The following is a 23,809-nucleotide window of genomic DNA, read 5'->3' as shown; positions in this document are numbered from 1 at the left end:
TGTTGCTGGGGGCGTAGCAGAGACGGGGGAAACGGGGAAGCCGCCTTGTGGGGGCTTCAGTCGGCTCGTTCGAAGAGGCCGGGATAGTTGAGCACAAGACCCTCGCCGTCGAGTTCAAGAACGCGTTCGAAGCTGCCATTGTTGCTTTGGAAGCGGAAGTGGGTGGGGTCGAGCCGGGTGTAGAGCTGTTCTTCGCGCCGAACGGTCATGTCGTCGCCATCGATCCAGGCCATGGCAAAGCGCTGCGGCTGGTTGTCGACCCAGGCGCTGCGCCAGATCGGGAGCGAATTGGTGAGCGGGGTGGGCCAGAGATCGATGTCGAGGCAGCCATTGAGGGAGGCCAGGGGTTCGGCGCGATCGTCGGACCAACTGCCGGCACCGTTGGCGAACAGTTCCAGCACCGCGCCATTGGTGCGTTCGACGCGGATGCTGCGCACGAGGCCGGCCTCATCGAGCTTGAGGCGGTAGAAGAGGCCGTAATCGGGGGTGATCACCGTGCCCCGGATGCGGGTGCCCGAGCTAGCGGGGATGATGTGGCAGTGCTCGAGGGTGACGGGGTCGAGGCCGCGCCAGCGGATGGACTTGTTCAACATCGCTAGCCCCTGTTGCATGCCGCTCGGGCGATACTAGCCAGCAGAAGATATTGGGGCTAGCCGCCCCCCCCTTGATCCCTCCCCGCTAGGGGGAGGGTGTCGACTGAACTATCAGTGACCAAGGGGCGGAAGGTTAGAGGGTCTTGGCGAGGGCGACGGTGGTGTCGCACATGCGGTTCGAGAAGCCCCATTCATTGTCGTACCAGGACAGGACCGAGACGAAATTGCCGTCCATCACCTTGGTCTGCTCGAGCGCCATGGTGGAGGAGTGGGGGTCGTGGTTGAAGTCGATCGACACATTGGGCTGGTCGGTATAGCCCAGCACGTTCTTGAGCTCGCCATCGGCGTAGCGCTTGATCGCGTCGTTGACTTCCTGGGCCGTGACATTGCGCGAGGAGATGAACTTGAAATCGACGCAGGACACGTTGGGGGTCGGTACGCGGATCGAGACGCCGTCGAGCTTGCCCTTGAGTTCTGGCAGGACGAGGCCGATGGCCTTGGCGGCGCCGGTCGAGGTCGGGATCTGCGACAGGGCCGCAGCGCGGCCGCGATAGAGATCCTTGTGCATGGTGTCGAGGGTCGGCTGGTCACCGGTATAGGAGTGGATGGTGGTCATCATCCCCTTTTCGATGCCGAATTCCTTGTGCAGCACATAGGCGAGCGGCGCGAGGCAGTTGGTGGTGCACGAGGCGTTGGAAACGACCACGTGATCCTTGGTCAGCTGCTGATGGTTGATGCCGTAAACCACGGTCAGGTCAGCGCCTTCGGCGGGTGCGGAAACAAGCACCTTCTTGGCGCCGGCCTGCAGGTGGGCCGAAGCCTTTTCTTTGGAGGTGAAGATGCCCGTGCATTCGAGCACGATGTCGATGTTCATCTCGCGGTGCGGCAGTTCGGCCGGGTTCTTGACGGCGGTCACCTTGACGGGGCCGCGGCCCACATCGATGGTGTCACCGGCCACGGTCACGGTGCCGGGAAAGCGGCCATGTACGCTGTCGAAGCGGATGAGGTGGGCATTGGTTTCCACCGGACCCAGATCGTTGATGGCGACCACTTCGATATCGGTGCGGCCCGACTCGATGATGGCGCGCAGGATGTTGCGGCCAATACGACCAAAGCCATTGATGGCGACGCGAACTGCCATGGGAGGCACTCCTTGAGGAGGAAGGGAAAAGGGGAGGTGGGTTCTCTTACAGCTGCGCGGTTACCGCTTCAACAATACCTTGAGGCGTGATGCCGAAGTATTCGTAGAGTTTGTCGATCGGGCCCGAAGCGCCAAAGGCATGCAGGCCGATGAACTTGCCCTTAGGACCAAGCAAGGTGCCCCAGGAGAGGCTGATGCCCGCTTCCACCGCGACGCGGGCTTTGGCCGAGCCGATGATCTCGTTCTGGTAGGCTTCATCCTGGGCGGCAAAGAGCTCCATGCAGGGCACGGACACGACGCGAGCGGAAATGCCCTGCTTGTCGAGCAGCTTCTTGCCGGCCAGCGCTATTTCGACTTCCGAGCCGGTGGCGAAGATCACGGCCTGCGCGTCGGCATCGCCAGCGAGGGTATAGGCGCCCTTGGCGGAGCGGTTTTCCTCGGTGAACTCGGTGCGCACCGTGGGCAGATTTTGACGCGACAGGGCCAGGAGCGACGGCGCGTCCTTGGTTTCCACCGCGAGCTGCCAGCATTCCAGCGCTTCCACGGCATCGGCCGGACGGAAGACGAGGAGGTTCGGAATGGCACGCAGGGCGGCGAGATGCTCGATGGGCTGGTGGGTGGGGCCGTCTTCACCCAGGCCGATGGAGTCGTGGGTCATCACATAAATGACGCGCTGGGTCATCAGCGCCGACAGGCGAATGGATGGACGGGCGTAATCGCTGAACACGAGGAAGGTGCCCCCATAAGGGATGAGGCCCCCATGCAGCGCAATGCCGTTCATGGCCGCCGCCATGCCGTGCTCGCGAATGCCATAGCGCATGTAGCGGCCGAGGCGGTCGGTGTCGGTGAAGGGCAGAGTCTGGGTGGTGTTGGTGAGGTTGGAGCCGGTGAGATCGGCCGAGCCGCCCAAAGTTTCGGGAACGACGCCGTTGATGACTTCGAGCGCCATCTGGCTCGACTTGCGGGTTGCAACCTTGGGTTTTTCTTCGGTGAGCTTGCGCTTGTAGTCGCTGACGACCTTGGCATAGCCCTCGGGCAGATCGCCACGGAAGCGGCGGTCCAACTCCGAGCGCTGGTCAGCAGGCAGAGCCGCGAACTGCTCGGCCCAGGCGGCGCGGGCCTGGGCACCGCGAGCGCCGGCCGCGCGCCAGGCGTCGAGCGTTGCAGCCGGAATTTCGAATGCGGGGTAGTCAATGCCCAGCGCGGCCTTGGCACCGGCCAGTTCTTCGGCCCCGAGCGGGGAGCCGTGCACCTTTTCCGAGCCCGCCTTTTTGGGCGCGCCAAAGCCGATCGTGGTCTTGGCCGCGATCATGGTGGGCTTGTCGCTGTTGCGCGCGTCGCGCAGCGCCGCTTCGATGGCGTCCTGGTCGTGGCCATCAACGGCCACCGTGTTCCAGCCCGAGGCCTGGAAGCGGGCCAGCTGGTCGGTGGAGTCCGCGTTGGAAACCTTGCCGTCAATGGTGATGCCGTTGTTGTCCCAGATCAGCACCAGCTTGTTGAGCTTGAGGTGACCGGCGAGGGTAATGGCTTCCTGGGAGATGCCTTCCATCAGACAACCGTCACCAGCAAGTACATAGGTGTAATGGTTCATCACGCTTTCGCCGAACTCGGCAGCGAGCTTGGCCTCTGCGATGGCCATGCCGACGGCATTGCCCACGCCCTGGCCGAGCGGGCCAGTGGTGGTTTCGATGCCTGGGGCGAAATGATATTCGGGGTGGCCAGCGGTCTTGGAGCCCAACTGGCGGAAATTCTTGATTTCCTCGATGGTCATGTCCGGATAACCGGTCAGGTACAGCACCGAGTAGAGCAGCATGGAGCCGTGGCCGGCCGACAACACAAAACGGTCACGATCAGGCCATTTGTGATCGGTGGGATCGAACTTCATGATCTTGGTGAACAGCACGGTGGCAATATCCGCGCAGCCCATGGGCAGGCCGGGATGGCCGGAATTGGCTTTTTCCACCGCATCCATTGAAAGGGAGCGGATGGCGTTAGCCAGATCGTTCTGCTGGGGTGTATTGGTCATTGTCCGCTCGTTTCGGTGGCACAAAAGGCGGGACGCAAGACCGCTTTTGCCAGCGTCCCGAGGCGGGTTCGAGGCATAACAGGTTCGACCACCCTGTCAATTGCCGTGGGTGGGAAGGCCGTTGCATTAGACAGGGCGCTGGGGCACCCTGCAGGGGCTGGAATGATCGGTCGCAGAAAGTGTTGTTGGCGATGAGTGAGAGCGAACTTCAAGACGGGATCAGCGCGGCAGTAGCGCGATTTGATCGTGCCTTGGCGCGACTCGAAACCAGTTCGGCCAATCTGCAGCAGCGCATGCAGCGGCTCAACCGCATCGAGGTCGATACGCAGCGGCTGGTAACTGAGCGGGCGCGGCTGGCAAGCGAGCTGGACAAGACCGCGGCCAAGGCCAAGCGCCTCGACGACAGCGCCCATGAGGTGTCGCGTCGGCTGGTGGCGGCCATGGAAACCGTGCGCGAAGTGCTGGCCAAAGCGGAGTAGGCGATGCCTGAAGTCAATGTCGAGATCAATGGCCGCCGCTACCGTATGGCGTGCGAAGAAGGCCAGCAAAAGCACCTGATTGGCTTGGCCAAGCGCTTTGATGGGGAGGTGGATGCGATCAAGGGCGTGGTCGGGGAAATCGGGGATACGCGTCTGACGGTGATGGCCGGGATCGCCGTGGTCGATGAACTGGCGGAAGCCGAAAAGCGCATAGCGGCGTTGCAGGCTGAAATCGAGCAGTTGAGCGCCGCCGGCCAGCAGATCGCCGGGGAAATGGATGCGCTCGAGCAGCGCTTTGCCGGCAAGCTCGAGCAGGCCGCGCGCTCGCTCGAAATTGTCGCCGGGGTGTTGGACGAAACGGCGGTCGGCCCCCAGAAATAAGTTCAGGAGCCGTTTTTCTGGACGATGCAGTTGCCTCCGGCGGCCATCAAGCGCTCGCATAGGGCGTTGGCTTCCTGCCGGGTAGGGCGGCCTACCATGGCCGAAAAGCGCAATTGACGCCCAAAATTGGGATTGCGCACCGTGATCAGCAGTAGCTTTTCCTCACCCAGCACGTTGGAAAATTTGCTTTGAGCGGTATCGAAGCGGTTGCGGGCGACTTCGCTGGTGTTGTGCTGGGCGATCAACACGCCCCAGGGCTGCCAGGCGGCGTTGGTGGTATCCAGGTTGGGAATTTTGACGGCCGAGGCCATGTCGAGGCAGGAATCGAGGAAGGGGCTTTCGGGCTCGAGGGTGAAGTCCACCGGCTCGGGCGCATCGTTGCGCCAATAATCGGCGGGGCGGCCGGTGATCACCGAGACATAGTTGCGCGTTTCGGCCGGAAGGCCGCCAGTGCCAGCCAGATAGCGTGAGAGGCGGGCTTCGCCACCGTTGTAAGCCGCAGCGGCAAGGCCCAGATTGCCGAATTTTTGCTGCAGGAAGCGCAGATATTCGGCCGAACGGGCCAGCGCCTGGGCGGGGTCGAAGGGGTTGTCGAGTGCGCGCAGGCGGGCGGTGCCCGGCATGAACTGGGCAATGCCCTGGGCACCTGCGGGGCTGATGGCTTGCGGATCGAAGCGGCTTTCCTGCCAGATCAGGCGGGCAAGAAACGCTTCGGGAATCTCGTAATGATTGGAAAAGCGGGAAATGGCGCTGCAGACATCGGCGACATAGCTGGTTTCAGCGATGCAGACCGGCTCGTCATTGAGGGTGAAGCAGGAGGGGGCGGGCTCTTCGGGCTCCTCTGGATTGGCGGACGCCGCGGCGGACTCGGTTTCCACGCCAAGGGCGGCGGGCTGCGCGAGCACCATCAGGAGCAGCGCTCTCAGCCACGCCAGGGATTTCGATCGCCATGTCGGCAAAGACTTCACCAAGTTCATGTCCCGAGCGGCCCCAGAATGCACACCGCCAGAGGGCTGCGCAGGGCTAGAATGAGTTAAAGGGCGGCAGGATCCAAGACGCCATCGGATTGGTCGACATATAGCGGGTTAATTGGCCCGCCGCGATTTGCCAGATTTTGTGCTGCGCGGCCCTTTGCATCCGCCTGCGAAAGGCCTATATGTCGAGCGCTGCCCGGTGCGTGTTGGATACCAATATCCCCGGGGCCTTATCGATCCTAAAGGGAGCTGTCCCTGACCGGGCCCGTGGGCTCGGACATACGGCGCCCACCTACGTAAGTAGGTTCCCGGGATCGCCTATCCCACGGCCAGGGTGGCACCTTATTTTCGCGACAGGCAACAAAGCGCCTTATGGTTGTTGAGCGTAACGAAGACACCAAGGCGAGCTTGCGACAATCGGCAAAGGCCCGCCGGGCGGCGTTATCCGCCGGCGCGCGGGCCCAGGCGGCCGAGAGTGTTACCCAGCTGTTTTTTTCCGAGCCTCGGTTCGGGCTCGCCCAGGTGATCGCGGGCTATTGGCCGCTGGTGGATGAGCTGGATTGCCGGCCAATTTTGCTGCGCTTGCTCGATGATGGCCGTACCGTGGTGTTGCCGGCGATAGTCCGGCCGCACGGCCCGCTGCAGATGCGAGTGTGGGAGCCGGACGCACCGCTTTACCCGGCGGGGTTCGGCACGCTCGCTCCCTCCGAACTTGCGCCTCACGCCCACCCGGACCTGGTGCTGGTGCCTCTTTTGGGCTTTGACCGGCTGGGCACCCGGCTGGGCTATGGCGGTGGTTATTATGACCGCAGCTTTGCCGAGCGGGAAGGGCGGCCACTGATGGTCGGCCTGGCTTACAGCGCGCAAGAGTTTGACGCCATTCCCCGGGACGAGCATGACATTGCGCTGGACGCTGTGATAACGGAAACCGGCATTCGACAGTTCGGCGGCAGATAATGAAATTTCTATTCTTGGGCGACGTCGTGGGCCGTGCAGGCCGCGAGGGAATTGCCGATCGCCTGCCCGGATTGATCGAGCGCTACGGCTTTGATTTCGTGGTGGTGAACGGGGAAAATGCCAGCCATGGGCGCGGGCTGACCGAGCCGCATTTCAACGGCATCCGGGCGGCAGGCGCCGATATCGTGACCCTGGGCGATCATGCGTTCGACCAGCGCGACACCATCTCTTTTATCGAGCGGGAAACGACGCTGGTGCGGCCCATCAACATGGCGCCAGGCACCCCCGGTCGCGGGGCAATGTTTGTCGAGGGCCGCAATGGGCATCGAGTGCTGGTGATCAACGCGCTCGGGCGCGTGTTCATGGGGCCCGCCGATGATCCGTTCCGGGCGGTGGAAGCGGCGATTGCCGCCTGTCCGCTGGGCGAGCAGGCCGACGCAATTATCGTGGATTTTCACACGGAAGCCACTTCCGAAATCCAGGGCATGGGGCACTTTCTCGATGGGCGGGCGAGTCTCGTCGTCGGCACCCACACCCATATCCCGACGGCTGACTTGCGCATTCTCAAGGGCGGCACGGCGCTGTTGGCGGATGCCGGCATGTGCGGGGACTACGACTCGGTGATCGGGGTGGACCCCGACGAGCCGCTGAACCGGTTCCTCACCGGCATTGCCAATGGCCGGTTCACGCCAGCCGAAGGGGAAGCGACCTTGTGCGGCGTGGCGGTGGAAACCGATCCGCGCACGGGACTGGCGGTCAAGGTGCTGCCGGTGCGGGTGGGCGGGGTGCTGGCGCAGGCGCTGCCGGAGTTCTAGCCCGCTTCACATTCGCGCCGAGCTTGCCTATAACGCGCCACCACAACAACACCACACCCCAAGGACTGACCGATGGCCGGCCATTCACATGCCAAGAACATCATGCACCGCAAAGGCAAAAGCGATGCGGTGCGTTCCAAGGTCTTTTCCAAGCTGGCGCGCGAAATCACGGTGGCCGCCAAGATGGGAATGCCCGATCCGGCTTTCAATTCCCGGTTGCGCCTGGCGGTGACCAATGCGCGCGCCCAGTCCATGCCCAAGGACAACATCGATCGCGCTATCAAGAAGGCGATCGGCAGCGACGGCGAGAACTATGACGAAATCCGCTACGAGGGCTATGGCCCAGGTGGCGTCGCGATCATCGTGGAAACGCTGACCGACAATCGCAATCGCACCGCCTCCAATGTGCGCTCCTACTTCTCCAAGAATGGTGGCGCGATGGGGGAAACCAACTCGGTCGGGTTCATGTTCGACAAGGTTGGCGAGATCACCTATCCGGCAAGCGCCGGCAGTGCCGATGAGATCATGGAAGCCGCCATCGAGGCAGGCGCCGATGACGTCGAAAGCGACGAAGAGGGCCACTATATCTACACGAGCTTTGAGGCGATGGTGGAAGTGGCCGCCGCGCTGGAAAAGGCACTGGGCGAAGCAGAATCAGTCAAGGCCGTGTGGAAGCCGCAGACCAATACCCCCATCGATGCCGACAAGGGCGCGACGCTGATGAAGTTGATCGCTACGCTCGAAGAAGACGATGACGTGCAGAATGTTTATTCGAACTTCGAGATGAGCGACGAGGACATGGCCAAGCTGGCCGACTAAGCCTCGACAAGGTTCCTCAGGCGCGTTGCAGGGCCTGGGGGAAGAACTGATCGGCCGCGACGATCGTCACGCGATTGCGGCCGGTTTGCTTGGCGTCATAAAGGCGCTGATCGGCAACCCGGAACAATTCGGAAAAACCGATGGCGCTGCCGAACACAGCGCCACCAATGCTGACGGACAGGGCTTGTACGGTGCCGCGCGGCACGAATTCAGCTTCATTGACCGCGCTGCGGATGCGTTCGGCAATAGCGCGAGTGATGTCGGCATCGACGCCCGGCAGGAACACGCCAAATTCCTCGCCGCCCATCCGCCCCACCAGATCTCCCGCCCGCAGCACCGAGCGGATCGCCCGGGCGATCACCGTCAGGGCAAGGTCGCCGGCATCGTGGCCGAACCGATCGTTGATGGATTTAAAGTTGTCGGCGTCGATCACTAGCAAGGCACCGCCCGGGGTGCTGCCGGCGCGCGCCAACTGCGTCGTCACCTGGGCGGTGAAGGCGCCGCGATTCAGACAAGAGGTGAGGCTGTCCGTGCGGGCGACCATGCCCAGCCGGCGATTGGCAATGGCAAGGCGCCGCAGCCGCAAGCTCAGGAGAAAAAGCAGCGGCACGCCCAGGAAGATGGGTAGCACCGTAGCGCTGATCATCGCCCGTTGCAGCGCTGCACCACCTAGATTTTCAAATAGCAGGGCATTGAACCCGACGGAAACCAGGACGCAGCCCAAGGTGCCGAACACGGTCCAGCGGGTGACGCTCGACCAGGTACGTGAGCCGCTCCCCCCGATGCTATCCTGACAAGGGCTAGCCATTGGCTACCCACCTTTCCGGGCGCTGCCCATAGGTGGTGAGCGCAGAAGCGAGCGAGTGCCCAGGGCGGGATAACGCGGTCAGGCGCGGCAATGCACAGAAGCGTCGCGGCGCCAAAGGGGCGCAGCAAACCAGGTCACAGCTCATAAGTTAATGCCCCTTCATGAACATTGCCGAACCTAGAAGGCGCTTCTTGAAAATGGGGTTTGTGCAATGGGTGGAATTTTACGCGTGTCGCTTCTTCCACAGGGCTCCGTTGCTGCTTTGTTCACTTCTGCTTGGTAGGAGAAGCGCCTTCAGGTATGGGTGAAACATGACACCACCAGTGCGAATCATCGGCATCGATCCAGGACTGCGGCGCTGCGGTTGGGGGGTAATCGAAACCCAAGGCAACAAGCTGCAATTCATCGCCTGCGGCACGGTCACTCCGCCCACGGAAGGCGAATTGGCGCAGCGCCTCGCGGTCCTTTTTACGGAGTTGTTGGACCTGCTGGAGCGGTTTGCGCCCGATGAGGCGGCGGTGGAAGAAACCTTCGTGAACTCGGGACCACGCTCGGCGCTGATCCTGGGACAGGCGAGGGGGGTGGCGCTGATGACGCCGGCCCATCGCGGCATTCCGGTGGCGGAATATGCCACCAATCTCGTCAAGAAATCGATCGTAGGCACCGGGCACGCGGAAAAGGAACAGGTGGCGCTGATGGTCAAGACCTTGCTGCCCACGGCCAAGATCAAGGGCGCCGACGCGGCCGACGCGCTCGCCATCGCGATCTGCCATGCCCATCATCGGGTTGCGGCGCAACGGGCACGGATGAGCGCATGATCGGCAAGCTCAAGGGTGCCGTCGACAGCTTTGGCGATGATCATGTGCTCATCGATGTGGGAGGGGTCTGCTACGAGGCCTTTTGCTCGTCGCGCACTTTGCAGGGATTGCCCCGGGTCGGGGAAGCAACCGTGGTGTTCATCGAAACCGTGGTGCGCGAAGACATGATCCGGCTTTATGGCTTTGGCAGCGAAGCCGAAAAGGGCTGGTTCAACCTCCTCATGACCGTGCAGGGCGTTGGCGCGCGGGTGGCGCTTGGGATCCTGTCCGCCCTGTCACCATCGGAATTGTCGAGCGCTATTGCACTAGGTGACAAGGCGATGATCGGGCGGGCCAATGGGGTTGGGCCCAAGCTGGCGTTGCGATTGGTGACCGAGCTCAAGGGCAAGGCGCCGCAGGGCGGGGGCATTGACGCGGGCACGCTCGGGCTGCAGACCGCCTTAGGCGAGGGAACAGCTAGCGGGAATGTAGCCGATGCAGTTTCCGCTTTGGTCAATCTGGGGTATTCGGGGGCGCAAGCTTCCGCCGCCCTGGCGCGGGTTGTGGCCCGTGAGGGGGATGATACCGCGACCGAAAAGCTGATCCGGCTGGGCCTGCGCGAGTTGAGCCAGTGATGGTCTTTCCGAGCCGCTCCGCCGCCAGCGCTGAGCCGGCGAACATGATGTTGGAGACAGCCATGGTGCTCCCGCTAACGCAAGTCAGGGCATCCGTTTGACCGATCTTACTTCTCCCGTTGCCGGGCGCGATGAGCCACTGGATGTGGCACTGCGCCCGTCCGGCTTTTCGGAATTTGTCGGGCAGGCGGCGGCGCGTGCCAATCTTGAGGTGTTCATCGAGGCCGCCAAGAAGCGCGGTGCGGCGCTCGACCATGTGTTGTTCGTTGGCCCACCAGGGCTGGGCAAGACCACGCTGGCGCAGATCATCTCGCGCGAGCTTGGGGTGGGTTTTCGCGCGACTTCGGGCCCGGTGATCGCCAAGGCCGGGGATCTGGCGGCACTCCTGACCAATCTCGAAGATCGCGATGTGCTGTTTATCGACGAGATCCATCGGCTCAATCCCGCGATCGAGGAGGTGTTGTATCCCGCGATGGAGGATTTCCAGCTTGACCTGATCATCGGGGAGGGGCCGGCGGCACGCTCGGTGCGGATCGATCTGGCGCGGTTCACACTGGTGGGCGCGACGACGCGGGCGGGCTTGTTGACCACGCCGCTGCGGGATCGCTTCGGCATTCCCGTGCGCCTCAATTTTTATACGCCCGAAGAGCTGGTGCAGATCGTGCAGCGCGGCGCCCGGCTGTTGGGCACGCCGATGGCGCCCGACGGCGCGCTGGAGATCGCGCGCCGTTCGCGCGGGACACCCCGCATTGCCGGCCGGCTGTTGCGGCGGGTAACGGATTTTGCGCTGGTCGAGGGCTCGAGCGAGATCACGCGGGCGATTGCCGACAAGGCCTTGTTGCGGCTCGACGTGGATGCCCGCGGGCTCGATCAACTGGATCGGCGCTATCTGACGATGATTGCCGATTTCTATGGCGGGGGGCCCGTAGGGATCGAGACCATTGCCGCAGCGCTGAGCGAGCCGCGTGACGCGATCGAGGAGATTGTCGAGCCTTATCTGATCCAGCAAGGTTTCATACAGCGCACTTCTCGGGGGCGAATGCTGACGGGCACAGCCTTCCAGCACCTGGGCAAGAGCGTGCCGCAGGGCTTTATCGGGACGCAAGCAACCTTGTTCGAGGAGCCCGAGGAGCCGTGAGCCGGAAGATCCGCCAGATCAGCCGGTTGCGCCATGGCTGAGCCGCATGTTTTTGCTGTTCGGGTCTATTATGAGGACACCGATTTCTCCGGCAATGTGTACCATGCCGCTTACCTCAAGTTCATGGAGCGGGCGCGCACCGAGTTGCTGCGGGCGCAAGGCATCCACCATGCCGAACTGGGCCGGGAAGGGCTGGCCTTTGCCGTACGTAGCATGCAGCTCGACTTCCGGGCGGCCGCGCACATCGATGATGTGCTGCGGGTGGAAACGCTGGTGGCAGGGGCAAGCGGCGCGCGCCTGCAGTTGAGCCAAGGCGTGTGGCGCGACGCCGAACTGCTGGTCGATTCCCAGGTCGTCGTGGTGGCGATCAACATGGGCGGCAAGCCGACACGGCTGCCGGCAGCACTGCGCGCCCTGGCCGATTAGCGCGGCGTGGCGTCGCATGGCGGCGGTGGGCGGTTTGTTAACCTCTTCTTGACCATAATCGAGTCACAGAAAGAGTAGTACTTGCACCGGTGCTCTCAACGCTCCGTTAGGCAAGGCTTTTCTCTTAATTTTGACAGATTTGGGCCCCATCGCCACGGGTGCACGGGCCGGCAGCAAGAGGCCAGCCAGAAGGATCACGACATGGAAGCCATGGATGCGGTGGGCGCAGTAGCGCCGCACACGGACTTATCTATTTGGGGCCTGTTCTGGGCGGCCGACTGGATCGTGAAGTCAGTGATGCTGGGCTTGCTTGCGGCCTCGGTCTGGTGCTGGGCCATTATCATAGACAAGACCCTCACTTATCGCCGCATGCAGGCGGAGATGAACCGCTTCGAGCGCACCTTCTGGTCGGGGCAATCGCTGGAGGAGCTGTACCAGCAGCAGTCCGAGCGCACTTCGGGTGGGCTAGGCGCCGTGTTTGTTGCCGCAATGAAGGAATGGAAGCGCAGCCACGAGCAGAACGCGGCTTCTTTCGTCGGCATGCAGCAGCGGCTCGACAAGGTGCTCGATGTCGCCATTTCGCGCGAAAGCGAGAACCTCGAAAAGCGGCTCGGCTTTTTGGCCACTGTTGGCTCCGCCGGCCCCTTTATCGGCCTGTTCGGCACGGTGTGGGGCATCATGAATGCGTTCACCGCCATTGCCGCGTCGTCAAACACCAATCTGGCTGTTGTGGCCGGCCCCATTGCCGAGGCGCTGTTTGCAACGGCCATTGGCCTCGTGGCCGCTATCCCCGCGGTTATCGCCTACAACAAGCTTTCCGCTGATGCGGGCAAGATGATCGGGCGGCTCGAAGGCTTTGCCGACGAGTTCTCCACCATTCTGAGCCGCCAACTCGAAGCGCGGAGCCGCTGACATGGGCATGGGCGTAGCTTCAGGCGGCGGCGGCGGCGGGCGTCGTCGGCGCGGCCGCAAGAAAGCGGTAATGAGCGAAATCAACATCACGCCGATGGTGGATGTGATGCTGGTGCTGCTGATCATCTTCATGGTGGCAGCACCGATGATGACGGCTGGCGTACCGATCGACCTGCCGCGTACGGCTGCCGGCGAGCTCTCGAGCCAGACCCAGCCTATCACCGTGGCAGTCACGCCCGAGGGCGCCATCTTTGTGGGTGAGGATCCCGTCAGTGAAGCGGACCTCGTCGCGACGGTGTCGCAGCAGGCCGTCAATGGCACCGAGGATCGTATCTTTCTTCGGGGGGACACCACCGCCAATTACGGCGCGGTGATGCGGGTCATGGGGCTGCTGTCGGCTGGTGGCTACACCAAGATCGGCCTTATCACGCAACAGGAAAATTAGTCGGGCCAATGCGCACCGGTCTTGTCGCTTCCATCGCTGCCCACCTTGCCGTGCTGACGATTGGCCTGGTCAATCTCGGCATGGCCGAGCCTATGACCGTGGTGGAAGACGCCATCGCCGTGGACCTCGTCCCCATCAGCGATTTTGCGGCGATCCGCATGGGCTCGCTCAACAGCACGGTGGTGGAAACCGACACGCCAGCCGTGGTGGAATCCGATGAGCCTGCCGAGGTCGCGCAGCCAACTGGGAATACGCAAGAAGACCAGCCGACGCCGCAAGAGGCTGATCGGCCGGTGCCGATGCCGGTGACCAATTCGGCGCCTCAACCCGAGACTGCGCCGGAACCGGAGCCTGAACCCGAGCCCGTGCCCGAACCGACCCCGGCGCCCGCTCCTGCGCCAGAACCAGAACTCCTGCCTGAGCCGGAGCCCGAGCCCGAACCGCTGCCGGAGCCCGAGCCAACGCCAGCGCCGGTGCCGCCGACGCCCGCGACGCGGCCGACGCCGCCCGAGCCGGTGCCAACGCCTGAGCCAGAGCCGGAGCCTGAGCCGACGCCAGAACCCGCGCCGGAGCCAGAACCAGCGCCTGAGCCAGAACCTGCACCCGAGCCGACGCCCGAGCCCACCCCGGAGCCCGAACCCACGCCTGAGCCTGCCGAGCCGGCAGTCGCGGCGCCGGTGCCTGCATCGCGTCCAACCAATCTCGAGCAGAAGCGCCAGCAGTTTGCGGCCGCCGAAGCAGAGCGCAAGAAGCGCGAGGAAGAAGAACGCAAGCGGGTGGCGGAAGCCAAGGCCAAGTCCGAAGCCGATGCCAAGGCCAAAGCGGAAGCCGAAGCCCAGCGCAAGCGCCAGGCTGCGGCACAGGCAGCCGAAAAGCAGCAAGCGGGCGAGCAACTCGATGCTTCGCTGGCTGATGATATTTCGGCCATCATCAACAAGGATACTTCCACCGGCGCCACCACCGGTAGTGGCGGTTCACCGACGCTGGGCGACACTAGTGGAACCTCGGCGACGCTGAGCCAGACCGAAATCGGTGCGCTGGTCGCCAAGATCAAGCAATGCTGGAACCTGCTCCCCAATGAGCAGATCAGCAGCGCGCAGGTGGTGGTCAATATGCGGTTGAATCAGGATGGCTCGCTGGCGGATGTGCCTCGAATTGTTTCGGTTAGCGAGCAGCCTGAAGCGATCACCATTGCCCAGAAGGCCGTGAGCGCCGTGGCAGGCTGCGGGCCCTACAGCATGTTGTCGGCGGCTTCCTATGACCAATGGCAGAATATCAATGTCACGTTGCGTCCGTGACGTCCTTGAAGCGCGCCTTTCCCCGGCAAGATGCCGGTGAATGGCATGAATGGAGACTGAAATGACCCGTTTAACCCGGCGCAGCGCCCTCAAGCTCGGCGTTGCCGGCGGGCTGGCCCTCGCCACCGCCAGCACTGCCCAGGCACAGCTCAACATCACGGTCGAGGGCGCCAATTTCCAGCCACTGCCGATCGCCATCCCCGATTTTGCCTCCTCGGACCCAAGCTTTGGGCGCGAAACGGCCGAGATCGTGCGCGCCAATCTGCGCCGCTCGGGCTTGTTCCTGCCGCTCGATCCGGCGTCGTTGCCGGTACAGGTCGGGGACGTCAATGCCACGCCCGATTTCAACACCTGGCGCACGGCCAATGTGACCGCGCTCGTCATGGGTGCGGTGGACCGCGGCGGCCAGATCGCGTCTTCGGTGCGCGTGTGGGACACCCAGCAGGGCGCCCAGGTGGTGGGCAAGAGCTACAACACCGATCCCAACAGCGCGCGACGCGTCGCCCATATCATTTCGGACGCCATCTATGAGGCGCTGACCGGTGGCAGCGGCTATTTCGATACCCGCGTGGTTTATGTGGCCGAAAGCGGTCCCAAGGCGAACAGGGTCAAGCGCCTCGCGATCATGGACCAGGATGGCGCTAATCCGCAGTACCTGACCGATGGGCGCACGCTGGCGCTGACGCCGCGCATCTCGGCCAATAATGACCTGATCACTTACCTCAACTTCGAGGACGGCAATCCGCAGGTCTATCTGCTGCAGCTGTCGAGCGGGCGGCAGCAGCGGCTGGCTTCGCTAGGCGCCATGACCTTTGCGCCCCGGTTCTCACCCGATGGCGGCACGGTGGCGTTTTCCGTGGAGCAGGGTGGAGCGACCAATATCTATGCCGTGAGCACGAGTGGCGGCCAGCCGGTGCAGCTCACCTCGGGCGCGGCGATCGATACGGGTCCATCCTATTCGCCCGATGGCAGCCGGATCGTGTTTGAAAGCGATCGCGGCGGTTCGCCCCAGATCTATATGATGAGCTCGGGCGGGGGTAACCCGCAGCGCATTTCCTATGGCCAAGGCTTGTACTCGACGCCCGTCTGGTCACCCAAGGGCGATCTGATCGCCTTTACGCGCCAGTCGGGCGGGCAGTTCAATATCGGCATCATGAACCCCGATGGTTCGGGCGAGCGCATGCTGCATTCAACCTTCCATGCGGAAGGTCCGACCTGGGCGCCCAATGGCCGCGTGATCATGTTCTTCCAAGATCCCGGTGGCAATGACGGCCCCAAGCTGCAGAGCGTCGATATCTGGGGCCGCAACCTCCAGACCATCCCCACCGAAAGCTATGCGTCCGACCCCGCCTGGTCCGGGCTGCGCAGCTAAGGCGCAAGCTTTCTACTACGCGGCCGGGGCAGTAGAGCCCCGGCGCGTTTAACCATACGACCAGTTCACCAAGCGCTGTGGCAGGAATGACGCAGCCGGAAAAAGCCCGCGTTTCCGCCACATTCGCGCCCCGTTAAGCTTCAATTAACCACGACTTGGAACCCGGCCTTAAGAATAAGCACGGTAAATGCCGTACCTAGAATTATTGCCTTTCAGGAGCTTTTTCCGGATGCTGTCCCTTGCACCGATCACCACCGCGTTGCGCGCCGCCGCAATGCTGCTTTTCGTCGTCGCGATAGCGGCGTGTTCGCGTACGCCCGATAACGCAATGATGACCGGCGTGGGCAATCTCGGCCCGGGCGGCGGCGCGCCGGGCAGCCAGCAGGAATTCCTGGTTTCGGTTGGCGACCGCGTGTTCTTTGAAACCGACTCTTCTTCGCTGACCACCGAAGCCGCCGCGACCCTCGACAAGCAGGCCGCCTGGCTCAACCAGTACAGCAACTACCGCATCATGATCGAGGGCCATGCCGACGAGCGTGGCACCCGCGAATACAACATCGCCCTGGGCGCACGCCGCGCTTCGGTGGTGGTGAACTATCTCGTGTCGCGTGGCGTCAATGCCCAGCGCATCACCTCCAAGTCGTTCGGCAAGGAGCGCCCCGTCGCGATCTGTAACGACATCTCCTGCTGGAGCCAGAACCGCCGCGCGGTCACCGTCGTTCAATAAGTAGCGGGCCTGGTTCACCAGGCCCAAATGACCCGGCCCCGGCCGGCATCCAGAAGCGCCGGACGCCCTTTGTGGCTCCGGCGCTTTGTTTTCACCAAAGTTGGCCTTTACTCGCTTTGCCTCGATCACCATGTCGGCACCAAGCGACGCAGAGAACACACCGGAGGCTCCCCATTGAAGATCCCCCTGTTGCAATCCAAGGGCCGCACTGCCCTGGCAGCGGCCTGTGCGCTGCTGCTGGGCACGAGCCTGCAAAGCCGGGCCGAGGCGCAAGCCTTTCCACCGGCTGAGTTGGGCGGGCTGACGCTCACCAATGCGCAGCCAACCCGGGTGCATGTGGCGCAAGCGGCCGATACCGCCCAGTTGGCAGTGCGGGTGCAGCAGTTGGAAGAGCAGGTGCGCTCGCTCAACGGACAGATCGAAGGGCTGACTTTTCAGCTGACGCAGATGCAGACCCTGATCGAGCGGCAGGCGGAAGAAACCAATGCACGCTTGCAGGGACTTGGCACTGGCGGCGCTGCGCCCCCAGCACCTGCCCAAAGCAGCGCGGCTCCCTCGACCGAAATTCCACCACAGGGCGTGCGGCCGCTGCCGGGAGAGGCCGAGTTCGACCCGACCTTTGATGATGGCAGCGTTGGCACTTCCGATGATCCGCTGGCCGGCACGGGGCAGGGGGGCAGTGTGGACCTCGCCACCGGCCAGCCGCTGGATTTGAGCTATGATCCGGAGGCCACCGCTACCGGGGATTCCGATGCGGATGCGCAGTTCACCGCGGGCTATGAAGCCATTGTTCGCGGCGATTATGCCTTTGCCGAAGACCAGTTCAGCCAGTTCATCGAGCTATACCCTGACAATGCCCAGGCGACGGACGCCGCCAACTGGCTGGGGGAAGCGCTGATCCAGCGTGAGGCTTATGACGAGGCCGCAGAAGTGTTGCTGGACGCGTTCCAGAAAGCGCCCGACAGCCCGCGTTCGCCCGACCTGTTGCTGCGCCTCGGCGTTTCGCTTGCCGGGGCCGACGAGCGGGAAACTGCCTGCCGGACGTATGCGGAAATCGAGCGGCGCTACACGACGCTGACCCCCGCCTTTGCGGCGCGGCTCGCGGCGGAAAAGACCAAGGCCGAATGCCCACCCGCTTAATTCCGCCGCTGGACGATCCAGCAACATTGCAGGCCTTGTTTGCGGCGGTTGCCGGCGAGCGGGCCATTGGTTTGGCGGTTTCGGGCGGTGCCGACAGTTTGGCGCTGCTGCTGCTGGCGCAGCGCTGGGCGGCAAGCCTGGGTGCCGCGGCGCCGGCCTTGCAGGTTTATTGCGTTGATCACGGCTTGCGCCCCGAGGCCGGGGCGGAGGTCGCGATGGTGCTCGGGGTCGCCGAACAACTGGGCGTTCCGGCTCGCGGTCTGGTTTGGACGGGCGACAAGCCACGCACCGCCTTGCAGGAAGCGGCGCGGGCAGCGCGCTATCGCTTGATGGGCCAGGCAATGGCTGAAGACGGCGTTGAGGTGCTGCTGACGGCGCATCATCGGCTGGATCAAGCCGAAACCGTGCTGATGCGATTGGCCCATCGCAGCGGGCTCGAAGGGCTGCGCGGGATGGCCGACATGTCGGTTGTCGAGGGGGTGCGGGTGCATCGGCCCTTGCTGGGGCTCGATCCCAAGGCGCTGCACCAAGTGGTGGGCGAAGCCGGTTTGGTGCCCGCCCAAGACCCCTCCAACAACGACGAACATTACGAGCGGGTGCGCTGGCGCAAGGCCATGCCGCAGTTCGAAGCGCTGGGCCTCGATAGCGAAACCCTCGCCTTGTTTGCCGAGCGGATGGGGGAAGCCGACCGGGCGCTGGCCCAGATGGCCGATGGCGCATTCCAGACGATGGTGCGGCTGGATGGTTTTGGATCCGCGCGGATCGAGCGCGAGCCGCTGCTGGCGCTGAGCCCCGCCCTCGCGGTGCGGGTGCTGGGACGGGTACTCAACATTGTGGGCGGACGGCAGAAGCCGCGGGCTCTCGGGCAGGTGGAACGGCTGCAGCAGGCGCTGGCATCTGGCACCCATGGCAAGGCGACGACACTGCTGGGTTGCGTGGTGCGCGAAAAGGACGGTGCCGTCGCAGTGGCGCGCGAGCCGGGCCGGGTATTGCCGCCCGATCTGGCCCTGCCGCCCGGCACCGAGCTCGTCTGGGACGAGCGATTCCTGATCACCAATGGCTCGGACGAGCCGGGCTTAACCGCGGGCGTGTCCGATTACCTGCCGCGGCACCGGCTCGAGGAATTCCTGGGCTTCAAGGTGACCGCGCCCGCCGAAGCCATCCGCACAGCACCCATTGTCAGGGATGCACAGGGTGGCGTGTTGTCGTTGGGAGGGTGGTCGTTCGACGAGCGAATTCGCGTGCAACTGCTGGTGGACTGAGCAAGTTTGCCCGCTTTTGTCGTGAGGGAGGCGTTAACCCGTCGCGACAAAATGACTAGACGACGAGGCGCAAGGCTAGCAGCAGTGCCCTTGTAACGCCCCAATGCCGATCATACATTCGGCGCTAACACCGGCAGCTTGGTTGCGTCGGTCTCTCCGGGACAGGTTTGATGAACGGAAACTTCCGCAACTTTGCCATTTGGCTAGTTATTCTTTTTATGCTGATGGGCCTGTTCCAGGTCTTCCAGTCTTCCACCCGCTCCATTTCGGTCGCCGACAAGAGCTACAGCCAATTCGTATCCGACGTCGAAGGCGGGCGCGTGCAAAGCGTGACCATCACCAATGACGTCGTTTCGGGCGTGCTCAATGATGGCACCCGCTTTGAAACCGTGATGCCGGCTGGCGCCGATGTGATCAGCCGCCTCGAGGATCGCGGCGTGTCGATCACGGCGCGCGCTCCCGAATCGAGCCCGTTCTGGTCAGTGCTGCTGAGCTCCTGGCTCCCGTTCATCGTCATCATCGGCGTCTGGTTCTTCTTTATCCGGCAGATGCAGGGCGGTGGCCGTGGTGGTGCGATGGGCTTTGGCAAGTCGCGCGCCAAGCTGCTGACCGAGTCGCATGGCAAGGTGACCTTCGAGGACGTCGCTGGCGTTGATGAAGCCAAGCAGGACCTAGAAGAAATCGTCGAATTCCTGCGCGACCCTGGCAAATTCCAGCGCCTGGGTGGCCGTATCCCGCGCGGCGTGCTGCTGGTCGGCCCTCCCGGTACTGGTAAGACCTTGCTGGCCCGTTCGGTCGCCGGCGAAGCCAATGTGCCCTTCTTCACCATTTCGGGTTCCGACTTCGTGGAAATGTTCGTGGGCGTTGGCGCCAGCCGCGTGCGCGACATGTTCGAGCAGGCCAAGAAGAACGCTCCTTGCATTATCTTCATCGACGAAATCGACGCCGTCGGCCGCCAGCGTGGCGCCGGTCTCGGCGGTGGTAACGACGAGCGCGAGCAGACCCTCAACCAGTTGCTGGTGGAGATGGACGGCTTTGAAGCCAATGAAGGCATCATCCTGATCGCGGCGACCAACCGCCCCGACGTGCTTGATCCGGCCCTGCTGCGTCCCGGTCGCTTTGACCGCCAGGTCGTTGTGCCCAATCCCGATGTTGCGGGCCGCGAGAAGGTGCTCAAGGTCCATGTGCGTAAGGTGCCGCTGGCTCCCGATGTGGACCTCAAGGTGTTGGCCCGTGGTACGCCCGGCTTTTCGGGTGCGGATCTGATGAACCTCGTCAACGAGGCGGCTTTGATGGCGGCACGGCGCAACAAACGCTTTGTCACCCATGCCGAGTTCGAAGACGCCAAGGACAAGATCATGATGGGCGCCGAGCGCCGCACCATGGCCATGTCCGAGGACGAAAAAAAGCTTACGGCTTACCACGAAGCGGGCCATGCGATCATTGCGCTCAAGGTGGCGGGGATCGACCCCATCCACAAGGCGACGATCATTCCGCGTGGCCGTGCCTTGGGCATGGTGATGACCCTGCCCGAAAGCGACAGCTATTCGTTTAGCCGGGAAAAGGCCCTGGCACGCCTGACCATGCTGTTTGGCGGCCGCGAAGCCGAGATCTACAAGTTCGGCCCCGAGAAAGTGACCTCGGGTGCTTCGGGCGACATCCAGATGGCGACGAGCCTGGCTCGTTCCATGGTGATGGAGTGGGGCATGAGCGAAAAGCTTGGCCGCGTGCGCTACAAGTCGAGCGAGCAGGAAGTGTTCATCGGTCATTCCATGACCCAGTCCAACAATATGTCGGACGACACGGCCAAGCTGATCGACCAGGAAGTGCGCAAGCTGATCGAGGATGGCGAGCAGGCTGCCCGCGATATCATCCGCAACCATGTGGATCAGTTTGAAGCGGTGGCCCAGGCCCTGCTTGAATATGAAACGCTGACCGGCGATGAACTGCGGGCCCTGATGGATGGGCACCAGCCGGTTCGTCCGGACGACAGCGGCCCATCGGCGCCCAAGGCGTCGGGCGTCCCCGCTGCCGGCAAGTCCCCAAAGAAGCGGCCCGATGCGCCGCCCGAGGGCGGGCTGGAGCCTCAGCCCAATAGCTGACACTGACACCAAGGGTCGCCGCGAGGCGGCCCTTTTATGTATTGCCGGTCACCGCTTTTCCGCCGAAAAGCGTCCTTAACGGTTGTGCGATAAATTATGCGCATGACAGCGCGCAGACAGGGCAAAGCAATGGCCAGAAAATATTTCGGCACTGATGGCATTCGCGGCTTGGCCAATGGCAGCAAGCTCACCCCGGAGCTGGCCCTCAAGGTGGGCATGGCTGCGGGCCAGAAATTTGTGCGCGGGGAACACCGCAATCGCGTGGTGATCGGCAAGGACACCAGGCGTTCTGGCTACATGATCGAGAACGCCCTGACCGCAGGTTTCACCGCCGTGGGCATGGATGTGTATCTGTTGGGCCCAATGCCAACACCCGCCGTTGCCATGCTGACGCGCTCGCTGCGCGCCGATCTCGGCGTGATGATTTCAGCCTCGCACAATCCCTATGATGACAACGGCATCAAGCTGTTCCGGCCGGATGGCTATAAGCTCAGCGACGAGGTCGAAGCGGAGATCGAGAGCCTCATCGACGGCGACATGAGCCAGTTCCTCGCCCATGGCCGCGAGATCGGTCGGGCGCATCGCGATGAGGAAGCGCGCACCCGCTATATCGAATACGCCAAGCGCACCCTGCCACGGAATATCGACCTGACGGGCCTGCGCGTCGTGCTCGATTGCGCCAATGGCGCGGCCTACAAGGTAGCGCCGATTGCCCTTTGGGAATTGGGTGCTGAGGTGTTCACCATTGGCGCCGAGCCTGATGGCTTCAACATCAACTACAAGGTCGGCTCCACGGCGCCTGAAGCGGTGGCAGCCAAGGTGCGTGAAGTGCGCGCCGATATCGGCATTGCGCTGGATGGCGACGCGGACCGCGTCATCATCATCGATGAAAAGGGCCAGGTGGTGGATGGCGACCAGTTCATGGCGGTAATCGCCCAGAGCTGGATGGAACGGGAAATGCTGGCCGGCGGCGGGATCGTCGCCACTGTGATGTCCAATCTTGGGCTTGAACGTTATCTCACCTCCCTGGGGCTGACGCTCGAGCGTACCCAGGTGGGGGATCGATATGTGCTCGAAGCCATGCGCACGAAGGGCTTCAATGTGGGCGGTGAACAGTCCGGCCATATCATTCTTTCCGATTTCACCACCACGGGCGACGGGCTGGTCGCGGCCCTGCAGCTGCTCGCGGTGCTCAAGCAGCGCTCCTTGCCGATTTCGGAAGTGTGCACGCGCTTTGAGAAGGTGCCGCAGCTGCTGCGCAGCGTGCGCTTCAAGACCGGCAAGCCGCTCGAGGACAAGCAGGTGATGCAGGCCGTGGCCGACGCCAAGGCAATGCTGGGTAGCGGGGGCCGGCTGGTGATCCGTGAGTCGGGCACCGAGCCGGTGATCCGGGTGATGGGCGAGGCTGACGATGCTGCTCTGGTCACCTCGGCAGTGGGGCAAATCGAGGCCGCAATTCAGGCAGTCGCCTAGGCCACACGCCAGTCACAAACGAGTTCAGAACGCCGGCTCCGTGCCGGCGTTCTTGTTTCGATAGATAATCACCAATCGTTAGGGTTAAGCCGCAGGGTTAAGCGCCCTTTAAGAATGTTGTTCGATATTGGGCGTCAATCGACTGGTGTCGTGGCAACCGAAGGACTTCTTGATCATGCGCATGCTTTCCGCTGCGGTGCTGGTGGCAGCAGCCACTGCAATCGCCGGCCCCGCACTGGCGGCCGACTTCCCCGAATACCCGCCTGTTGTTGAAATCCCGGACGTCGATTACGGCGTGCAGGGCTCGTTCTACCTGCGCGGCAGCGCGGCGGGTAACGCCTTCTGGACGAAGGAAGCCTATGGCATCGACTGCGTGATCTGCGGTGTCACTCCCGAAGAAGAAACCTTCTCCGTTGATGAAGCCGGCTACGGCTACAGCGTCGGCGCGGGTCTCGGCTTCGAGACGGGCACCGGACTGCGCTTTGACGCGACTGTCGACTACGTTTCCAATGATGGGCTGATCGCCACCGGCGACGCCGGCGATTACGAACTGGGGCTGCGCTCCACCATCGCGCTGGCCAACGTTTACTACGACTTCTCGCTGGGCGGCGATGGTTTTGGCTACAACGCTGCCGGCGGCGCCTTTGGTTATGTCGGCGCTGGTGCCGGTGCGGCCTTCAACGAATCCTCGATCGAGGCTTCCAACGGCTTCCCGGTTCCATCGGGCGAGAACACCAGCTTTGCTGCGGCCGGTATGGTCGGCGTGGGCTATGACTTCGGTGCCGTCGTTGCCGATGTGGGCTATCGCGGCGTTTACATTGCCGATCTCGACAATGGTGCTGACTTCCCCGCCAATGTTCATTCGGAGAACAACTGGCTGCACGAAGTGCGCGGCACGCTGCGCTACCGCTTCAACTGATCGGCAGGGCGCCACAGGCGCTTGGCAGATCCGCTCTTGGCTTCGGCGCTCCCCTGGGGGCGCCGATTGCATTTGGCGGGTAACCTGTCATCCTCTGTTGTGCCTTGCAGCGGCTTGCAGCGCAAACCGGTCGTTAGCCTCGGCTGGAATGGCCGCGGGGCGTGGCTGCG

At 63.2% G+C, this 23,809-nt stretch carries 24 protein-coding genes and 1 other RNA gene; 20 read left to right on the top strand and 5 right to left on the bottom strand.

The features are described 5' to 3' along the window. Nucleotides 1-56: 56 nt before the first annotated feature. The 3 genes from HRQ64_RS15555 to tkt form a co-directional block, all read right to left on the bottom strand. Complete coding sequence (locus HRQ64_RS15555) at nucleotides 57-593, bottom strand: putative glycolipid-binding domain-containing protein (protein WP_172124133.1); 537 nt, start codon at nucleotides 591-593, stop codon at nucleotides 57-59. Nucleotides 594-726: 133 nt separating this feature from the next. Further along, nucleotides 727-1,734 (bottom strand): type I glyceraldehyde-3-phosphate dehydrogenase, encoded by a 1,008-nt coding sequence (gene gap, locus HRQ64_RS15550; RefSeq protein WP_172124131.1) that lies wholly within the window; start codon nucleotides 1,732-1,734, stop codon nucleotides 727-729. 46 nt (nucleotides 1,735-1,780) lie between these two features. After that, nucleotides 1,781-3,760 (bottom strand): transketolase, encoded by a 1,980-nt coding sequence (gene tkt, locus HRQ64_RS15545; protein WP_172124129.1) that lies wholly within the window; start codon nucleotides 3,758-3,760, stop codon nucleotides 1,781-1,783. Nucleotides 3,761-3,951: 191 nt separating this feature from the next. On the opposite strand from tkt, the gene HRQ64_RS15540 reads away from it, so the two are divergent. After that, complete coding sequence (locus HRQ64_RS15540) at nucleotides 3,952-4,239, top strand: DUF4164 family protein (RefSeq protein ID WP_127753966.1); 288 nt, start codon at nucleotides 3,952-3,954, stop codon at nucleotides 4,237-4,239. 3 nt (nucleotides 4,240-4,242) lie between these two features. Further along, entirely contained in the window at nucleotides 4,243-4,620 is a 378-nt protein-coding gene (locus HRQ64_RS20395) for a cell division protein ZapA (protein WP_127753965.1), read from the top strand. A 2-nt stretch (nucleotides 4,621-4,622) separates the two neighbouring features. On the opposite strand, the gene HRQ64_RS15530 is transcribed toward HRQ64_RS20395, so the two are convergent. After that, nucleotides 4,623-5,528, bottom strand: a complete 906-nt coding sequence (locus HRQ64_RS15530) for a lytic transglycosylase domain-containing protein (RefSeq protein WP_172124127.1) — start codon at nucleotides 5,526-5,528, stop codon at nucleotides 4,623-4,625. A 252-nt stretch (nucleotides 5,529-5,780) separates the two neighbouring features. On the opposite strand from HRQ64_RS15530, the gene ssrS reads away from it, so the two are divergent. From ssrS to HRQ64_RS15510, 4 genes are all read left to right on the top strand, one after another. Further along, nucleotides 5,781-5,939: non-coding RNA, 6S RNA (ssrS, locus tag HRQ64_RS15525), on the top strand. A 27-nt stretch (nucleotides 5,940-5,966) separates the two neighbouring features. Next, the gene (locus HRQ64_RS15520; protein WP_172124125.1) at nucleotides 5,967-6,551 is read left to right on the top strand and encodes a 5-formyltetrahydrofolate cyclo-ligase; all 585 of its coding nucleotides are present in this window, start codon (nucleotides 5,967-5,969) and stop codon (nucleotides 6,549-6,551) included. Next, complete coding sequence (locus tag HRQ64_RS15515; protein ID WP_172124123.1) at nucleotides 6,551-7,366, top strand: TIGR00282 family metallophosphoesterase; 816 nt, start codon at nucleotides 6,551-6,553, stop codon at nucleotides 7,364-7,366. Before HRQ64_RS15520 ends, HRQ64_RS15515 begins: the two co-directional genes overlap by 1 nt. Nucleotides 7,367-7,438: 72 nt before the next feature. Then, nucleotides 7,439-8,185 carry a YebC/PmpR family DNA-binding transcriptional regulator gene (locus tag HRQ64_RS15510; protein WP_127753961.1) on the top strand — a complete coding sequence of 249 codons (747 nt, stop codon included), beginning with the start codon at nucleotides 7,439-7,441 and terminating at the stop codon, nucleotides 8,183-8,185. Between the two features lie 16 nt (nucleotides 8,186-8,201). On the opposite strand, the gene HRQ64_RS15505 is transcribed toward HRQ64_RS15510, so the two are convergent. After that, nucleotides 8,202-8,993, bottom strand: coding sequence for a GGDEF domain-containing protein (locus HRQ64_RS15505; RefSeq protein ID WP_172124121.1), 792 nt, complete (start codon nucleotides 8,991-8,993; stop codon nucleotides 8,202-8,204). A gap of 311 nt (nucleotides 8,994-9,304) precedes the next feature. On the opposite strand from HRQ64_RS15505, the gene ruvC reads away from it, so the two are divergent. The 14 genes from ruvC (at nucleotide 9,305) to HRQ64_RS15435 (ending at nucleotide 23,639) form a co-directional block, all read left to right on the top strand. Next, the gene (gene ruvC / locus HRQ64_RS15500; protein ID WP_172124119.1) at nucleotides 9,305-9,811 is read left to right on the top strand and encodes a crossover junction endodeoxyribonuclease RuvC; all 507 of its coding nucleotides are present in this window, start codon (nucleotides 9,305-9,307) and stop codon (nucleotides 9,809-9,811) included. Then, nucleotides 9,808-10,425, top strand: coding sequence for a Holliday junction branch migration protein RuvA (gene ruvA / locus HRQ64_RS15495; RefSeq protein WP_127753958.1), 618 nt, complete (start codon nucleotides 9,808-9,810; stop codon nucleotides 10,423-10,425). The genes ruvC and ruvA overlap by 4 nt, the downstream gene beginning before the upstream one ends. Before the next feature lie 139 nt (nucleotides 10,426-10,564). After that, the gene (gene ruvB, locus HRQ64_RS15490) at nucleotides 10,565-11,563 is read left to right on the top strand and encodes a Holliday junction branch migration DNA helicase RuvB (RefSeq protein ID WP_248305348.1); all 999 of its coding nucleotides are present in this window, start codon (nucleotides 10,565-10,567) and stop codon (nucleotides 11,561-11,563) included. 33 nt (nucleotides 11,564-11,596) lie between these two features. Then, on the top strand, nucleotides 11,597-11,989 hold the full coding sequence (gene ybgC, locus HRQ64_RS15485) for a tol-pal system-associated acyl-CoA thioesterase (RefSeq protein WP_172124117.1): 393 nt from the start codon (nucleotides 11,597-11,599) through the stop codon (nucleotides 11,987-11,989). Between the two features lie 210 nt (nucleotides 11,990-12,199). Next, entirely contained in the window at nucleotides 12,200-12,901 is a 702-nt protein-coding gene (gene tolQ, locus HRQ64_RS15480) for a protein TolQ (protein ID WP_127755285.1), read from the top strand. Nucleotide 12,902: 1 nt separating this feature from the next. Further along, entirely contained in the window at nucleotides 12,903-13,346 is a 444-nt protein-coding gene (tolR, locus tag HRQ64_RS15475; protein ID WP_172124115.1) for a protein TolR, read from the top strand. Between the two features lie 8 nt (nucleotides 13,347-13,354). After that, nucleotides 13,355-14,644: a hypothetical protein gene (locus tag HRQ64_RS19980; RefSeq protein ID WP_210258561.1), complete on the top strand. Its 1,290-nt coding sequence runs from the start codon at nucleotides 13,355-13,357 to the stop codon at nucleotides 14,642-14,644. A gap of 61 nt (nucleotides 14,645-14,705) precedes the next feature. Next, nucleotides 14,706-16,016: a Tol-Pal system beta propeller repeat protein TolB gene (tolB, locus tag HRQ64_RS15465; protein WP_248305116.1), complete on the top strand. Its 1,311-nt coding sequence runs from the start codon at nucleotides 14,706-14,708 to the stop codon at nucleotides 16,014-16,016. Between the two features lie 229 nt (nucleotides 16,017-16,245). Next, nucleotides 16,246-16,743 (top strand): peptidoglycan-associated lipoprotein Pal, encoded by a 498-nt coding sequence (pal, locus tag HRQ64_RS15460; RefSeq protein ID WP_127753953.1) that lies wholly within the window; start codon nucleotides 16,246-16,248, stop codon nucleotides 16,741-16,743. Between the two features lie 174 nt (nucleotides 16,744-16,917). Beyond that, entirely contained in the window at nucleotides 16,918-17,883 is a 966-nt protein-coding gene (gene ybgF, locus HRQ64_RS15455; RefSeq protein WP_172124113.1) for a tol-pal system protein YbgF, read from the top strand. Then, nucleotides 17,868-19,145, top strand: coding sequence for a tRNA lysidine(34) synthetase TilS (gene tilS / locus HRQ64_RS15450; RefSeq protein WP_172124111.1), 1,278 nt, complete (start codon nucleotides 17,868-17,870; stop codon nucleotides 19,143-19,145). Before ybgF ends, tilS begins: the two co-directional genes overlap by 16 nt. A gap of 170 nt (nucleotides 19,146-19,315) precedes the next feature. After that, nucleotides 19,316-21,247 (top strand): ATP-dependent zinc metalloprotease FtsH, encoded by a 1,932-nt coding sequence (gene ftsH / locus HRQ64_RS15445; protein WP_127753950.1) that lies wholly within the window; start codon nucleotides 19,316-19,318, stop codon nucleotides 21,245-21,247. A 129-nt stretch (nucleotides 21,248-21,376) separates the two neighbouring features. Continuing rightward, on the top strand, nucleotides 21,377-22,720 hold the full coding sequence (gene glmM, locus HRQ64_RS15440; RefSeq protein WP_172124109.1) for a phosphoglucosamine mutase: 1,344 nt from the start codon (nucleotides 21,377-21,379) through the stop codon (nucleotides 22,718-22,720). Nucleotides 22,721-22,895: 175 nt separating this feature from the next. Next, the gene (locus HRQ64_RS15435; RefSeq protein WP_127753948.1) at nucleotides 22,896-23,639 is read left to right on the top strand and encodes a hypothetical protein; all 744 of its coding nucleotides are present in this window, start codon (nucleotides 22,896-22,898) and stop codon (nucleotides 23,637-23,639) included. Nucleotides 23,640-23,809 lie beyond the last annotated feature (170 nt).

This window comes from Devosia sp. 919 (assembly GCF_013185965.1).
Lineage (GTDB): Bacteria > Pseudomonadota > Alphaproteobacteria > Rhizobiales > Devosiaceae > Devosia.
The sequence above is the reverse complement of the archived record's forward strand: the minus strand, read 5'-3'. Positions and strand labels throughout refer to the sequence as shown.

Coding starts and splice junctions, on each gene's coding strand:
- HRQ64_RS15555 (WP_172124133.1), bottom strand. CDS start 593: ATGTTGAACAAGTCCATCCGCTGGCGCGGCCTCGACCCCGTCACCCTC.
- gap (WP_172124131.1), bottom strand. CDS start 1,734: ATGGCAGTTCGCGTCGCCATCAATGGCTTTGGTCGTATTGGCCGCAAC.
- tkt (WP_172124129.1), bottom strand. CDS start 3,760: ATGACCAATACACCCCAGCAGAACGATCTGGCTAACGCCATCCGCTCC.
- HRQ64_RS15540 (WP_127753966.1), top strand. CDS start 3,952: ATGAGTGAGAGCGAACTTCAAGACGGGATCAGCGCGGCAGTAGCGCGA.
- HRQ64_RS20395 (WP_127753965.1), top strand. CDS start 4,243: ATGCCTGAAGTCAATGTCGAGATCAATGGCCGCCGCTACCGTATGGCG.
- HRQ64_RS15530 (WP_172124127.1), bottom strand. CDS start 5,528: ATGGTGCTCGCGCAGCCCGCCGCCCTTGGCGTGGAAACCGAGTCCGCC.
- HRQ64_RS15520 (WP_172124125.1), top strand. CDS start 5,967: ATGGTTGTTGAGCGTAACGAAGACACCAAGGCGAGCTTGCGACAATCG.
- HRQ64_RS15515 (WP_172124123.1), top strand. CDS start 6,551: ATGAAATTTCTATTCTTGGGCGACGTCGTGGGCCGTGCAGGCCGCGAG.
- HRQ64_RS15510 (WP_127753961.1), top strand. CDS start 7,439: ATGGCCGGCCATTCACATGCCAAGAACATCATGCACCGCAAAGGCAAA.
- HRQ64_RS15505 (WP_172124121.1), bottom strand. CDS start 8,993: ATGGCTAGCCCTTGTCAGGATAGCATCGGGGGGAGCGGCTCACGTACC.
- ruvC (WP_172124119.1), top strand. CDS start 9,305: ATGACACCACCAGTGCGAATCATCGGCATCGATCCAGGACTGCGGCGC.
- ruvA (WP_127753958.1), top strand. CDS start 9,808: ATGATCGGCAAGCTCAAGGGTGCCGTCGACAGCTTTGGCGATGATCAT.
- ybgC (WP_172124117.1), top strand. CDS start 11,597: ATGGCTGAGCCGCATGTTTTTGCTGTTCGGGTCTATTATGAGGACACC.
- tolQ (WP_127755285.1), top strand. CDS start 12,200: ATGGATGCGGTGGGCGCAGTAGCGCCGCACACGGACTTATCTATTTGG.
- tolR (WP_172124115.1), top strand. CDS start 12,903: ATGGGCATGGGCGTAGCTTCAGGCGGCGGCGGCGGCGGGCGTCGTCGG.
- HRQ64_RS19980 (WP_210258561.1), top strand. CDS start 13,355: ATGCGCACCGGTCTTGTCGCTTCCATCGCTGCCCACCTTGCCGTGCTG.
- tolB (WP_248305116.1), top strand. CDS start 14,706: ATGACCCGTTTAACCCGGCGCAGCGCCCTCAAGCTCGGCGTTGCCGGC.
- pal (WP_127753953.1), top strand. CDS start 16,246: ATGCTGTCCCTTGCACCGATCACCACCGCGTTGCGCGCCGCCGCAATG.
- tilS (WP_172124111.1), top strand. CDS start 17,868: ATGCCCACCCGCTTAATTCCGCCGCTGGACGATCCAGCAACATTGCAG.
- ftsH (WP_127753950.1), top strand. CDS start 19,316: ATGAACGGAAACTTCCGCAACTTTGCCATTTGGCTAGTTATTCTTTTT.
- glmM (WP_172124109.1), top strand. CDS start 21,377: ATGGCCAGAAAATATTTCGGCACTGATGGCATTCGCGGCTTGGCCAAT.
- HRQ64_RS15435 (WP_127753948.1), top strand. CDS start 22,896: ATGCGCATGCTTTCCGCTGCGGTGCTGGTGGCAGCAGCCACTGCAATC.